This is a genomic window from Mucilaginibacter rigui, from assembly GCF_014773275.1.
In the GTDB taxonomy this organism is placed as follows: Bacteria; Bacteroidota; Bacteroidia; order Sphingobacteriales; family Sphingobacteriaceae; genus Mucilaginibacter; species Mucilaginibacter rigui_A.
Genome location: NZ_JACWMW010000002.1, coordinates 858,987 through 874,409, shown reverse-complemented (window position 1 = coordinate 874,409; position 15,423 = coordinate 858,987). Strand labels below are relative to the sequence as shown.

Here is a 15,423-nt window from a genome sequence, read left to right as displayed (position 1 = left end):
GCTTTTTATAATTTAACATTTACGCCTAATGAGAATGTCTTGTTTAATGGGTACAGGTAACCGTATGTAGCAGAAGGGTGCTCGGGGTCGAGGTATTTTAAACCAGTGAATGTTAAAATATTGTAACCGTTCACAAATATCCTGGCACCCTTGATACCTATTTTTTTGGCAAAGCCAGGCGAAAGGCTGTAACCCAGTTCGGCAGATTTTAGCCTTACGTATGAGGCATCCTGTATGTTAAACATCGAGTTTACATCGGCAGTAGTACCTGTTAAAGCATAGCGCCCCGGCACCCATACGGTGTTAGGGTTGTAAGGATCGGCATTAGGATCGGCCGGGTGCCACCTGTCCATAAACTGGCTAAGCGCACTACCACCACCCCATAATGGGATGTTCAATTGTTCGATGTATGATACAGTAACGTTTGCCGCGCCCTGCCATACGGTGTTAAAATCAAAGCCTTTATATGAACCGCCAAGTGTTAAACCAAATGTGGTTAAAGGCGCACTGTTATAAGCTATAGGGTGCACATCATCACCGGTTATCTGGCCATCGCCGTTCCAATCCTGGTATTGGTAATCGCCCACTACCGCATTGCGCGATACATACTGCGAACTGTTTAGGATGTCCTGGTAGCTTTGAAACTGGCCGGCGGCACCATATCCCCAGTAAATATTATTCCAGCGATTGTTATTGTTATTATGCCAGTTAAGTTGTGAGTTGCCGGCTCTTGCCTGTACCACCTCGCGATTTTTTGTACGGCTAAAAGCCACATTACCTTTTACAAAATAGGTAAACGCGCCAATATGGTTGCGATGGCTAAGCTCTAACTCAAAGCCCTGGGTGCGATCGCTGTTCAGGTTCTCCTGCGGAAGATCTGCACCTACAACACTTGGCAGGCTTAATGCCTGCGTGCCTAACAAACCTGTCCTGTCGCGTCTAAAAGCATTAACTGTTGCGCCTAATAATCCGTTCCATGCTTCAAGGTCAAAACCCACGTTATATGTTTCGGCATTAAACCAGGTTAGGTTAGGGTTAGCAATACCTAAATTTTGCACACCGTTTACAAACGTGCCATCAAAAACAGAACCCGGAGGCAATTGGTTATTGTCGCCATTTGCAGGGTAGCGATAACCTGTTAGGAACTGATAAGCTAAAGCTGAGTCATCACCAACCTTACCATAAGATGCTCGGAACTTTAAGTCGTTAATGAATGACAGGGCAGACGAGTTTTTCCAAAAATCCTCCTGAGAGATTCGCCAGCCTATTGAGCCGGCCGGGAAAAAGCCCCATTGCTTTGTTGGTGAAAACCTTGAAGAGCCATCTTCCCTGAAGCTAAATTCGGCAAGGTATTTTGATTTGTAGTTATAATTAACACGGCCTACTATAGATTTATTTACATAGTTGTAAATATCACCGGGATTAGCCGACCCAACCTGGTTTAAGGCACTACCTGCAAACAATTGGTCAACACCTAAAGAAAGTTCGCGCTGGGCATAAAAGTTATCTTGCTGGCGGTTACTTTCTTCATAAAGCAACAATCCTGTAAAACTATGGTTACCAAAAGTGCGATCGTAATTAAGGGAAAATTGCGTTAAAGTACCCGGCCTCTCAAAAAACTCCCTGCGGAAGGTAGCCGGTGTTTGGTTAGGCACAGCTCCATAAGCATCTTTACCCGCATCATAGTTATACAGGTTGTATGCTTTTTGATATATACGGTTACTTGAGCTGTAATAATCGTAACTAAACATTCCTTTTGCACTTAAACCCGGTACAAACGGCACTGTGTATGTGGCCGACACCTGCGACTGGAACCACTTGTTGTTAAATACTTTATAACCGTTTACATCAGCATCGGCTAATGCAATAGGGTTGGTACCATCAACCTGCCCGTTATTTAAATAATCGGGATTGTTGTTGGCATAAATAGTTTGTGTTGGCACCTGTCTCCAAAACGACCGGATGATCCACCAGGCATCCTGGTAAGGTTGGTTTTTCTGGTCCATGGTACCGTTCAAATTCAGGTCAACCGTTAGGTTCTTGTTTATCCTGGTAGATAGATTTGAGCGCAGGTTATATCTTTTATAGTTCAAATCGTCGCTGCGTAAAAAACCGGCCTGATTAGTAATACCGGCACTAATAAAATAGTTGGTGTTTTCGTTACCGCCCATAGCATTTAAGTTATGCTGCGATTGCGGCACACTGTTTTTAATAACCGGTGTGTACCAATCCGTACTTACCCTGCTACCATTTCTGAACGCTTCAAAATCTGCCGGCGAATAGGTAACCTGGCCGCCATTAACCCTATGCAAAGCTTGCTCGTTAACAAGGGTCATAAAATCAATAGCGCCTACTGCTTTTGGTAAGCCCGATGGTACCTCAAATCCGTACGTGCCCGAGTAGTTTAGTTCGAGCGAACCCTTTTTACCTTTTTTGGTAGTAACTAATATTACACCGTTTGCCGCACGCACACCATAAATAGCTGCAGATGCATCTTTCAGCACCGATACACTTTCGATGTCGTTAGGGTCAAGGCGGGTAATATTGTCGCGGGGGATCCCGTCTATCACCACCAGCGGGGTGCCAAAACCACGAATATCGAACGAGCTATCAAATGATCCAGGCTCTGATGTATTTTGAACAATACGCAAACCGGCTACTTTACCGGTTAACGAGTTTAAAACGTTCTCGTTTTTGGTGTTAACAATCTCGCTGTTTGTTACAGATGCAATGGCCCCGGTAACGGTAGCTTTCTTTTGTGTACCGTAACCCACTACTACCACCTCGTTTAATGATGATGAGTTTTGCGCTAACTTGATATTAACAGTTTGCTGGGTGGAAATGGCTACTTCCTGATTTGCGTAACCAACAAACGAAAACACAAGCGTTTGGCCCGGTGAGGCGTTTAGCGAGTACTTCCCATTAACATCGGTTACCGTACCAATATCCGAGCCTTTAACTTTTACGGTAACCCCGGGCAGGGTGCCGGCGTCATCAGATACGGTTCCAGTAACTGGTTTGCTTTGTGCAAAGGCCGAGCTGCACATCAATAAAAACAAAACCGACGTAATGCAAAACTGCACTGCCTTTTTCATTTTTACACCGTAGTAAATGCCACGGCATTTACCACAACAGGTAAAAATTTCATCCATAAGTAAATTGGTTTATATTGGTTTATAATAACACCGGCGTTATGCACAAGGGATGGTTAGCCCTTAATACATTTGGTTTTCACCGGCACACAAGTATAGACGGGAGTGTATTAAAATAAGGGTTAAAAAAGGGATTAATACAGTTAAAAATTTATTAACCGAGTGATTTTAACCCTTTTTTTAAGGAAATAAATTATCTGTAATGGACGCTTACCTGAGTTATATAAGCGCTGGAAAATAATCACTTACAGATCTTTTCGAAGGGAATAAGGTATTCACCCCCTAATGATTTGTGATACTCGGCCACAAATTCATCATAAACCTTTTTGGCATAATCTATCCCCTTGATCCTGCGGAGCGATTTCAACTTGTATTTTAAAGCCCCGTCATTAAACGGATCTATACTCAATATTACGCGCGATAGCTCGAGCGCTTTCTTATGATCGCCGCCGTCATAAATTTTTTGCAGTTCGGGTAAGATTACCCTGGCAAGGGCTTCCTCAAAATTTAACTTGATATCGTCTAACCAGGTTTCGGGTACCTGTTGTAACAAACCACCACGTGCAAACAAGTCGAAATTTTCGGTTATGAATTGTTCGGCAGTTTTATAATGGCGATGCACTTGTGCCATGGCATCGGTTACTAAAAAGTAATCGCAAAAAAAACTGTCGCTCAATTTAAAACTATAAGTATCGTTTAAAAAGATAAGTTCTACTCCATCAATATCGGCAAGTATGTTTCTGAGGTGATTAATGGTAACCCCTTTTATATTTTTTGTTTTTACAACCTCCTTATCCGGCCATAAGGTTGTTGATATTTTTTTTGACACTACCCCCTGCTCATCCTTACTGTTTAGCAAAATCAGTATAAACAGTTGCTTTATCTTTGGGCTAAACAGATAGGTGATATCCCTGCTGTTTTTATTAAACACCGTAAATTCACCAAGCAGGTAAACCGCATTGGGCTTTTTATCGGCCTCTTTTTTCTGTCTATAAAAGTCGGTTGTTATTTCATCATCAATAAAAATTTTACTGGCTTTACGCTTCCTTCTTCCTGCAAAATACCATATAGCCCCCCCTGCAAGTATTACCAGCAAAATAACGTACTTGTAAGTGTTATTAAACTTTGGCTTATCGGGCTGTTGGGAGTTTAAATATGCCTGCTGGCTTACCGGAGTGCCGGTAAGGGCGTAGATCTTTATGGTGGATTGCGAAGGGGAAGTAAACTCCTGTGCAGTACAATAAAATGCATCCTGTTTAGGATTGTAAAACAAATTAAAATCACTTTCAATTCTTTCGGATGCAACCGGGATAATACCACTCACTACTTCATACGAGCCATCTTTAAGCGAAAACTTGTATAACCGCAAACTGGTTTTGGGCTTTTCGTGCTGGTAGCACAATGCGTAAAAGTATTTTTTATCTTTTGATATAACCAGGTTGTTTGCTGATACAAATGGTTCTTCGGTGGGGGTAATTTCCCAGCATTTTTTTATAGTATGCCTTGTTAAATTAACCCTGTACAGGTCATAAAAATGCGTGCCGCCTACTATCTGGTTGCCCGATTGATTACCATAGCCCCCAAATATGTACACGTCGTTATTCTCGTCGGCCTGGCTGCTTCCCGAAAAAAAACGTGGGGTTATCGTATCGCCCGTAAAGGCAATCTTTTCCCATTTATCGGCGGCCTGTTCATACTTAAAAAAATCTTTATGGTAGGAGAATGATCCGTACCCGCCAAAAAGGTAAATATTAGCCCCATCCTTATCAAAAAAGGTATTATGATGGTGCCTTTGTTCTTTAATAGCACCCCTTCCAACATGCTCCCATTCTAAAGTATTCAGATCAAGCGCAGCTATGCTATGCAACGAATCAGGTGGTTGCACCTCGTACACATAGCACTTGTTTTGCTTATTGTTGATGATGCTTTTACCAAGTAAAAGCTTAACGGGCAGTTTATTTTTATATACTTTACTTGTTGTGTTGCCTCCCTGTACGTTATATACTATCAGCGAATCTGTTTTGTACATAAACAGGGCCTGCTGGCTTACATCAAAGTTTAACCCGGCAACTTCATTAAAATGCCGTTCAAACTTTGGTGTCCAAAAATATGATTCATTGATAAGCCATACAGGGTGGTCTACAACCCCTAACGCATCACCATCGGCAGTATGCACATTTTTCCCTTTCCACTCATTTAACGGGAAGGAATAGCTTTTGCTGTCATCACTAATAACCAGGTTTTTGACGGCCATTTTTGGCACATCAGAATAATGGGGGTTTTTACCGAAGGTGATCGTTGGTGTTATGCTGCCCTCAAATCCAAAATCGCGGGCTCTATACCATTTGCCATTTACTAAAAATGCTACGGTATTCTTTTTCAGATCAATATCGGCCCTGATTTTTATCCATTCACGTTTTTTTAGCTGGGCAAGGCTAAGCGGTATCTCTATCTTATTGCTTTTACTGTCGATGTTAAAGTTTAAAGTAGGCGACCCATTATAGTTATAAATATAAGTTAAGCTGTATGAATTGCTTTTGGTATCGGTAATGTTAAATACATAACCCAAATGGTCGTTGTCCCATAAAGACAGGTCAAAATTGATGGATAGATGATCATTAAATGTAGGCGCTTGATTAGCAAAAACGACATATGAGGTGCGTTGGCTCATTAAACTGTCGTTTGAATTAAACTGTAACCCTTGTGCTTTAGCTTTAACAGCAGGAAGCAACATCACTAAAAGAAACACTATTTTATATGCCTGGGGCAACAGCAATAAAATTTTATCTTTTCTTATCATTTATGCAAGTAACCATCAAATACAGATGTGTGAACACCGACAAAATTATACTTTTTTTTACTTAATAATTTACCTGAAATTAAGGTTTGTTTCACGCAACCTGGCATAAAAAAGCCGCTTATCGCGGCTTTTTAGTTTTAACATGTGTTTTACTGAATAACCTTTCGTATCCGGTTGTTATTATAATCGGCAACAAAAATATTTCCCTGCGGATCTAATACTATACCTTTAGGCCCATTAAATAGGGCGGTACTGCCATCACCATCTGTAGTGCCAGTTGTTGCGGTCTTGCCCGCCAGCGTGGTTATTATCCTGTCTTTACTTATTTTAAGGATTCGGCCATCACCATCTGTAATGTAAAAGTTGTTATTAGCATCAATTCTCAAATCCTGAGGGCTGCCTAACTTAAGTGCGGCTGTATCTACCCCGCCTGCAAAGGTGGTTACTATATAATCTTTTGTTATTTTCCTGATAGCATTATTTGTAGCTTCGGTAACATACATATTGCCGGCGGCATCAACAGCTATACCTGTGGGTTTGTTAAAAGATGCGGCCGTGCCGGTACCATTAGTATAGTTGCCTACACGGTTACCGGCAACGGTAGTTACAACCCCTGCAGGGGTTACTTTCCTGATCAGGTTATTGTTACTATCCGTAACGTAAAAATTCCCGTCGGCACCAATCGCAATGCCGGTAGGGCCACTAAATGTTGCCGTATTACCTGTACCATCGCTTGAGCCTGATGATCCATTCCCCGCAAATGTACTCACCACACCGCCGGGGGTTATTTTCCTGATAGTATTATTACCAAGGTCAGCTACAAAAATATTCCCGGTGGCATCAATCACCAGGCCCGATGGAACATAAAACTGTGCTGATGCGGCCGGGCCATCTGCATATCCAAAGGTACCGGTACCTGCAACCGTAGTTGTTACACCCTCGGGCGTTACTTTTCTAATAACTGAGTTATAAGAATCTGATACGTAAATATTACCCGCAGCATCCGTTGCAAGGTATGTTGGGCGATTAAATAAAGCTGCTGTACCCGTATTGTTGTCATACCCCGCGCCAGATCCAGCCACGGTGCTTACCGTTCCGTAAATTCCGGGTGTACCGCTGCCCGTTTTAAACTGTACTACATTACCATAACCGGTATTACCTACCGAATTGGTTGCATAAGCCCTTACATAATACACCGTATTTAAAGCCAGACCCTTAAGCTTGCTGCTGTATGAAAATACATTCACCTTATCTGTTGTTTTGCTATCGGCAATAGTAGGTTCGGGATTAGTTGTACTATAGCAAACGCCATAGGCCGATACGGCTACATTATTGGTTATTAAACCGCCCGTCCACGCAATGGTGGCTGTTGGGTCTATAATAACATCATTAGTTACGAGTTGCGGCGCATCAACGGTTACAGACGAGCCTTTAACGCAGGCGCCAAGCGTAGCAACCACCAATAGCAGTAATAAATTGATCTGAGTAATTTTAAGTTTCATGTAAATTGAGGTAAAGAGTGTTAACAGTAAAAGCAGGTGTAGGATCTGGGCACTAATTTGAATGTTATTCTATTAAGATGTAAGGCTGTGTATGTTAAACAATGTTAAAGAAACAAGCATGTTACAATTAGCTATACGTTTAAATAAAGCGGTTTGAAACACCCTATACAACAATGTATCGGTAAGTGCTGTAAATGTGCCGATTAAACTGGTATGCAACGGGCATAGAAACTTTTATAAACAAAAAAGCCCCGGCATAACGCCGGGGCCATACTTAATTACTATTTCTACTATTATTGAAAAGTTATTTTCCTGATAGTTCCTGCATCTGTACCAACATACAGCGTACCTTTACTGTCAACTGCAATGGCATTTACCCCGTTAAATCCGGCTGCTGCGCCAATACCATCAATATCGGTTCCCGCACCCGCACCACCTGCAATGGTGGTAACCACACCACGCGGGTTTATCATACGTATAATAAACTTCGAGGTGCCGTAGTCATTATCACAAACATACAGGTTGCCTTTTTTATCAAGCACAATGCCAAATGGTGCGCCAAACTGTGCGGCTGTGCCTACACCATCTTTTGCAACATGGGTGTTGTTACCGGCCAATACCTTTAACCCGCTATTATCTTTTACCCAAACCCGGCCGTTTGTTGCATCAGACACATAGGTTGTTGAGCCCGAAAGTGCGATGCCGTATGATGACACCGTTTTAACGGTCGGCTCGGCCGATTTAAAGGCAACAGCGTCTATCACAACGCTTACCGCACCGCCCGGGGTTATTTTTTGCACATTACCACTATTATATACGTAAAAATTATCCTGCTTATCAAAGGTAACTGCCGATGTACTCACCCAAAGATTATCTTTAGTGGTAGCAGTAGCGCTTGCCCCAAAACCGGTCCACCACTCTGCAGTTGTAGGGGTGGCTGCATTTATACGGAATATCCCTCTATAACCTGCTGTATCCGGGCTTGATTGTGTTGCAAAATATATTTGGCCCTGGCTGTTTGCAGCAATGGCCCACAATGTTGTTTTACTATTTAAAACCGGGATATTTTTACCATCCCCGTTAGGGTTCGGGAATGTAGGCCTATAGTAGGAGATCTGCCCCGCGCTGTATTTTACAAGCCTGGCTGCTGCAGTATTACCGCTATAGTAATTATCTGTCCAGTAAACATTATCAGCCGCATCAAGCGCAACGCCTTGTACAGGGCCACCGCCACTGCCCGCTATAGTTGTAACATTTGCTTTTTGCACGGTTAAATTTTGTGGGGCAGTTATGGTACGCCCTTTAGTATCTATAGTTAAAATGCCGGCTTGTACGCCTTGCGGTACTGTTATTATTAATGAATCCGGACTGGCGGTGTGTACAGTGGCTGCAATTCCATCAATTTTAACTATATTTTTATCGGCAGTAAGGCCTAAGTTAGCTCCGTATATGGTTAGCAGCCAGCCCGGGAAGGTTTTTACATCAGCTACGCCTGTAATACGCGGCAGGGTACTGGTGTTAAGTAACCCGGCAATGCTAAATACCACAGCGTTATCACCTGTTGATAGTACTGTTATATTTAAGAAAACACCATTCAAAAGCCATTTATCCCCCACTTTGGTTAAAACCAGTTTTTTGCCGCTAAGTGCGGTAAAGATTGTACCACTGGTTGTTTTAGTTATATCTACCTTACCCGGTACAATGTAATCTTTCACCACCGAAGAATCGGGCAGGTACACATCTGTATTAGCCGTTACTTTTTTTATACTTGTTGTTTTTAACGTGTAGGCTTTGTTAGATGGCGCAAAAACGGTTACACCTGCATCTACCTCTGCCTGGGTAAGCCCGGCAGCTTTAAACATTGCTGCAAACTGGCTTAGCGTATCCTTGCCGGTAAGTGCCGTATTTACACTGGTTGTAACCTCTGCAACAGTTGGTTTTGCAGGCTCAACAGGTTTTGGGGTAACAGGATCACTTTTTTTACATGATGCTGCAAACAACACAACGCAAATGAGCCCTAAAAAGTATTTGCTTAGCTGATGTATCTTGTTCATGGTAAAGAGTTTAGTTGATCAATATTAAGCTTATTTACATCGCTGATATATACCCAAAAGCAGGTATATTTAAGATATTTATTGCTGTTAAAAAACTCATTACAAACCACTGACCCAATAAATTTTGACCATTACACCTTAACGTTATTTTTGTACTGTTAACTGATTAATTTCTTTCGTTTAAAAAACTGCATGGCTGAAACTACTTTAGCAAGACGTTTGGGCCTGGCGCAAGCCACCGCAATAAACATGACCGACATGGTCGGTATAGGGCCGTTCATTACTTTACCTATGGTAATTAGCATGATGAACGGGCCGTGGTTCTTATATGCCTGGCTGGCTGGTGCATTACTGTCATTTATTGATGCCATGGTTTGGAGCGAACTTGGTGCGGCTTTCCCTATGGCCGGCGGCTCGTATAACTTCCTGAAAGAAACCTATGGCAAAAAGGGCCCGGGTAAACTCATGAGCTTTTTATTTGTGTGGCAAACCATGATACAGGCTCCCCTTGTTATCGCATCTGCCGCCATCGGGTTTTCAAAATACTTTTCTTACCTGTTACCCCTAACCCGCACCCAGGAACGGATAATGAGCGGGAGTGTTGTTGTATGTATTATTATATTGCTTTACCGCAAAATAGAATCTATAGGTAAAATAAGCATGGTGCTTTGGGTTGGCGTGTTACTCACCATGGTATGGATCATTGCCGGAGGTTTGGCACATGGCAACTTCTTATCCCCCATAAAACATATTAATGATGGGCTTACCGTTAACTACGCCTTTGTTGCGGCTATTGGTTTTGCCAGTGTAAAAAGCGTTTATAGCTATTTAGGATATTATAATGTTTGCCATTTAGGCGGCGAAATTGTTAACCCATCTAAAAACATACCGAAAAGTATGTTTATTTCCATAGCGGGTATTGCCATACTTTATATGCTGATGAATGTGAGTGTGGTAAGCGTTATACCATGGCAGCATGCTAAGGATAGCCAGTTTGTGGTAAGCGAATTTATGGAGCGGCTATCAGGCCATACGGCGGCAAAAATAGTTACCTGCCTTATATTGTTGGTAGCCTTCTCATCCGTATTCTCGGCTACGCTTGGTTACAGCCGTATACCTTATGCTGCTGCGGCAGATGGCGCATTCTTTAAAATATTTGCCAAATTGCATCCAAAAGGAAATTTCCCATATGTATCGTTATTAGTTTTGGGTGGGATAGCTTTTGTATTTAGCCTGTTGTTCAAGCTAAGCGATGTAATAAGCGCTATACTAGCCATGCGGATACTGATCCAGTTCATATCGCAAGCCCTGGGCTTATACCTGCTGCGACGAAAGAAAAGTGAAACCCAATTCCCTTATAAAATGCCATTGTTCCCCTTACCAATATTTTTGGCTATCGCGATGTGGGTAGGAATTTTAATATCAACCGGCTTCCACATGGTGCTGGGTGGCTTAAGCGCCATCGCCCTGGGCACAATTGTATATTTCACCAAAGCAAAAGTGAATAAAGAGTGGCCGTTTAAATCTGTTAATGCTAATCATCTAACCGGTAAAATTCGATAGCATTTTTAGCCCAGAAATGCTCCTGCTCATTTTGTGTTAAACGGTTAATATAATTTTCGATGATATTTAAAACACCCGCATATCCTCCGGCAACATTACACACCGGCCAGTCGGAGCCATACATTACGCGCTTTGCGCCAAACACATCAAATACTACATCAAGGTAAGGCGTAAAATCTTCGGGCTTCCAGTTGTTCCAATCGGCCTCGGTTACCATGCCCGATATTTTGCAGGATACATTTGGATAAGCTGCCAGGGCCTCCATCCCCTCTTTCCATCCGTTAATCTTCCTTGCCTTTATAAAAGGTTTAGCCAGATGGTCTATCACAAAGCGCTGATCCGGGAAGGCGGCCATCAGTTCTATAGCGTAAGGCAAATGATGGGGTTTGATGAGGATATCATAACTAAATCCGTATTTATTTAATAAGCTTATGCCGTACATAAACTTTGCATCCAGCATAAATTTATCATCTGGCTCGCCCTGAAGAATATGCCGGAAGCCTTTCATCAGTTTGATGCTGCTGTAATGCTGCAGGCGTTCTTCAATATTATCTGCCTGCAAGTCAACCCAGCCAACAATGCCTTTTATAAAGCTGTTGTTTTCGGCAAGGCCAAGCGTGAAATCATTGTCGGCTTCGGTTTGGTCTACCTGTATAGCAACGCAGCCTTCAATGCTGTTTTGTTGCAAAATGGGCTGCACATCGGCGGGTAAAAAATCCCGCTGGCATGCCTGCATAGTATCGTCAATCCAGGCATGCCTCTGTTTATCGTAAACCCAAAAATGCTGGTGACTATCAATTTTTCGCATAAGCTTTCAGCACTTGGCGGGCTTTGCCCAGGCCATCAATACCAAGCTCAACCACATCGCCTGGCTTTAAGTAAAGCGGGGGTTTAAAGCCCAAGCCCACACCTGCAGGTGTACCGGTTGAAATAATATCGCCAGGCAGCAAGGTCATGAACTGGCTGGTGTATGATATGAGATGCGCAATGTTAAAGATCAGGTTGGAGGTGCTGCCATCCTGCATGGTTTTGCCGTTAAGGGTTAACCAAAGGCGTAAGTTATGTACATCCTTTATTTCATCGGCGGTAGCCAAAAACGGACCTATAGGCGCAAAGGTGTCGCAACCTTTACCTTTATCCCAGGTACCGTTACGCTCCAATTGGAACTCCCTTTCGGATACATCATTATGCAGCGCATAACCCGCAACGTAATCCATGGCTTCGCTTTCTTCTACGTACGATGCTTTTTTGCCTATCACTACAGCCAGTTCCACCTCCCAATCCGTCTTAACAGAGTTTTTAGGGATGATAATATCATCATTCGGCCCAACCAATGCGGTGGTTGATTTAAAGAATAGGATCGGCTCTTTTGGTAAAGGCGCGTTGGTTTCTTCGGCGTGGTCTTTATAGTTCAACCCGATACATACAATTTTTGAAGGGCGCGCAACAGGGCTGCCCAGACGTTCGCCGTCGGCAATTTTGGTTAAAGTATGTTTATTGGTGTTGATGAACTGCTGTAACCTGTTCAGTCCGTCGTTCTCAAAAAAGGCTTCGTTATAATCTTCACCAAAGGCTGATGTATCGTATTTTATATCATCAATAATAACCCCGGTTTTCTCTTTACCGGCAGCCCCGTATCGTATCAGTTTCATATTAGTGAGTAGTTGATTAGTTAAGTGGTTAATGGTTGAATTGTGTGCCTGTACCTAATAGCTTAGCGAACTATCAACCACTCACTCATCAACCATTCTCTATTCAATATAAATTAGTTGTTCAATTTTATAAACCCGCCGTCAATAGGGTAATCGCAGCCGGTGATAAAGCCTGCCTCGTCACTGCACAGGTACAGGGCCAGCGCGGCAACTTCTTCGGGTTTGCCCATACGGCCTATGGGTTGGCTTTTTGATAGTTTTTCAAAGATCTCATCCTCGCGGCCTGTGTAATTTTTGGCTATAAACCCATCCACAAAAGGTGTATGTACCCTTGCAGGGGATATACTGTTGCAGCGAATGTTATCGGCCAGGTAATCTCGTGCTACAGACAGGCTCATGGCCATCACAGCCCCCTTGCTCATGGAGTAAGCAAACCTATCGGCTATGCCTACCCATGCTGCTATTGATGCCATGTTAAGGATAACCCCGCCGCCGTTAGCCTTCATCCCCGGAATGGCGGCATACAACGCATTGTAAGCGCCTTTAATATTCACATTGTATATGCGGTCCAGGTCAGCTTCGGTTGTCCCCTCCAGGTTGCCCACATGTGCAATACCGGCATTGTTCACCAGTATATCAATACGCCCTGCTTGTTTAAATACATCCAGCACCTGCTCCTGCTTACTAATGTCTGCTGTATAGCCGAAAGCAGTTCCACCGGCACCTTCAATTTCTTTGATGGTTTGCGCGGCCGCATCGGCATTCAGTTCGATAATGTGCACCGTAGCGCCTTGTTTGGCAAATAGTACCGAAATAGCCCGGCCTATCCCGCTGCCACCGCCTGTAATTACCGCGTGTTTGTTCTTTAAGCTAAACATATATCCGTTTTATAAAGATACCCCTCTTTTCCATGGGATAAAATCGTCTTGTCCTAATATTACCGCCTTGGGCTGTTTACGGCCACTGGCTACTTCTATCACATAATCCAACATCCGTGTGGCCGATTGTTCAATAGTTTCTTCACCCTCTATAATGGTACCGCAATTAATATCCATAATATCAGGCATCCGGTTAAACACCGCCGTGTTGGTTGCTACTTTTATAACTGGTGCAACAGGGTTACCTGTTGGTGTGCCAAGGCCCGTTGTAAACAAAACCACGTTTGCGCCCGATGCTACTTCGGCCGTGGTGCTTTCTACATCGCTACCCGGGGTACATAGCAGGTTTAGGCCGGGTTTGGTTATCTTTTCAGGGTAGTCCAGCACATCCGTTACCGGCGATGTACCGCCTTTTTTTGCCGCCCCTGCCGATTTGATGGCATCGGTTATTAACCCATCCCTGATGTTACCCGGCGATGGGTTAGCGTAAAAGCCTGAACCACCTGCCTCGGCGCGCGCGTTGTAGGTGCGCATCAGGTCCATAAATTTCATGGCTTCGGTTTCATCCACGCATCGGTCACTCAGCTCCTGTTCCACCCCGCAAAGCTCGGGGAATTCTGCAAGGACAACACTACCACCAAGGCCTACTAATATATCCGACAAATACCCCAGTGTTGGGTTTGCCGAAATGCCCGAGAAACCATCAGAGCCGCCGCACTCCAGCCCGATACAAAGCTTTGATAAGGGGGCGGGCTGACGCTGTTGTTTATTAGCCTCCATTAAACCGGTAAAGGTTTGCTTCAGCGCCTCATGCAGTAATTTACTTTCGGTACCTATTTTTTGCTGCTCCAGCATCACCAATGGTTTGCTAAAATTGGGGTCGCGTTTTTGTATTTCGGTTTGCAATATCGTTGCCTGCGCATGCTGGCATCCTAAGCTAAGAACGGTTGCACCAGCCACGTTTGGATGTGTAATATACCCTGCAAGTAACCCGCAAAGTGCATCGCTATCGGTACGCGTACCGCCGCAACCCATATCATGGTTCAGGAATTTTATCCCGTCAATGTTTTCAAATAATTTTTTAGGGGATTGCCCCTCGGGTGATAATTGAAGATCGGCATTTAATATTTCGGCCGCTGTTTTGCCCGACTGATACATTTCTACCAGGCTATCAACTTCGCTCTCGTATCCACGCGGTTTGGCAAACCCCAGTTTGGCTGATAAAGCCTCTTTTAAAACATTAATATTCCTGTTCTCACAAAAAACCAGCGGAATAACCAGCCAATAATTGGCCGTACCTACCGAGCCGTCTGCCCTATGGAAACCCATAAATGTTTTATCCCGATAGCTCTCTGTAACTGCAGGTACCGTCCATTCTGTTTTGCGCTTACCCAATTTAAAATCATCAGATGCATGTTTAATGTTATCTACTGTTAAGGCCGTTCCCCGGGCAATGTACTGACTGGCTTTGCCAACCAATACACCATACATATGGATGGGTGCTTCTGGTTCAAGTGCTGTTATGGTAAACTTATGCTTCACTTCTACCGGGGTAAGCAGGTTAAATGTTTGCCCATTAAAAACAATTGGTGTACCCGCGGCAAGATTGGTGAGTGCTACCAGCACATTATCTGCCGGGTGTATTTGTAAATATGTATGTTTATCTGCAGGCATAGCTTATAGGCAAGCTTAATTGGTTATCTGATTTACGAATATATAAAAAGCTTATAATTATTTACAGTAAAAAAACGCGCTTAATGTAAAATAATATGGACAAAAAAAATCCCCCACAAGGTGGAGGATTTAACATAATGGATTATCC

9 protein-coding genes are annotated in these 15,423 nt (G+C 43.3%); 1 reads left to right on the top strand and 8 read right to left on the bottom strand.

What is annotated here, in order from left to right:
* Positions 1-5: 5 nt before the first annotated feature.
* The 4 genes from IDJ75_RS10975 to IDJ75_RS10960 all read right to left on the bottom strand — a co-directional run bounded on the left by IDJ75_RS10975 (position 6) and on the right by IDJ75_RS10960 (position 9,508).
* Positions 6-3,152, bottom strand: coding sequence for a SusC/RagA family TonB-linked outer membrane protein (locus IDJ75_RS10975; protein WP_191175666.1), 3,147 nt, complete (start codon positions 3,150-3,152; stop codon positions 6-8).
* Positions 3,153-3,393: 241 nt separating this feature from the next.
* Positions 3,394-5,952, bottom strand: a complete 2,559-nt coding sequence (locus tag IDJ75_RS10970; RefSeq protein WP_191175665.1) for a Kelch repeat-containing protein — start codon at positions 5,950-5,952, stop codon at positions 3,394-3,396.
* Positions 5,953-6,101: 149 nt separating this feature from the next.
* Positions 6,102-7,454 carry an NHL repeat-containing protein gene (locus IDJ75_RS10965; RefSeq protein ID WP_191175664.1) on the bottom strand — a complete coding sequence of 451 codons (1,353 nt, stop codon included), beginning with the start codon at positions 7,452-7,454 and terminating at the stop codon, positions 6,102-6,104.
* Between the two features lie 293 nt (positions 7,455-7,747).
* Entirely contained in the window at positions 7,748-9,508 is a 1,761-nt protein-coding gene (locus IDJ75_RS10960) for a fasciclin domain-containing protein (protein WP_191175663.1), read from the bottom strand.
* A 192-nt stretch (positions 9,509-9,700) separates the two neighbouring features.
* Here IDJ75_RS10960 and IDJ75_RS10955 point away from each other — a divergent pair, with 192 nt between their 5' ends.
* Positions 9,701-11,071 (top strand): APC family permease, encoded by a 1,371-nt coding sequence (locus IDJ75_RS10955; protein WP_191175662.1) that lies wholly within the window; start codon positions 9,701-9,703, stop codon positions 11,069-11,071.
* Here the strand turns inward: IDJ75_RS10955 and IDJ75_RS10950 are convergent.
* The 4 genes from IDJ75_RS10950 to IDJ75_RS10935 all read right to left on the bottom strand — a co-directional run bounded on the left by IDJ75_RS10950 (position 11,043) and on the right by IDJ75_RS10935 (position 15,275).
* Positions 11,043-11,879, bottom strand: coding sequence for an amidohydrolase family protein (locus IDJ75_RS10950; protein WP_191175661.1), 837 nt, complete (start codon positions 11,877-11,879; stop codon positions 11,043-11,045). The genes IDJ75_RS10955 and IDJ75_RS10950 overlap by 29 nt on opposite strands.
* A complete protein-coding gene (locus IDJ75_RS10945; RefSeq protein WP_191175660.1) occupies positions 11,866-12,723 on the bottom strand; it encodes a fumarylacetoacetate hydrolase family protein in 858 nt (285 codons plus the stop codon). The genes IDJ75_RS10950 and IDJ75_RS10945 overlap by 14 nt, the downstream gene beginning before the upstream one ends.
* Positions 12,724-12,836: 113 nt before the next feature.
* Positions 12,837-13,601 (bottom strand): SDR family NAD(P)-dependent oxidoreductase, encoded by a 765-nt coding sequence (locus IDJ75_RS10940; protein ID WP_191175659.1) that lies wholly within the window; start codon positions 13,599-13,601, stop codon positions 12,837-12,839.
* A 9-nt stretch (positions 13,602-13,610) separates the two neighbouring features.
* Positions 13,611-15,275, bottom strand: a complete 1,665-nt coding sequence (locus IDJ75_RS10935) for a UxaA family hydrolase (protein ID WP_191175658.1) — start codon at positions 15,273-15,275, stop codon at positions 13,611-13,613.
* Between the last annotated feature and the right edge of the window lie 148 nt (positions 15,276-15,423).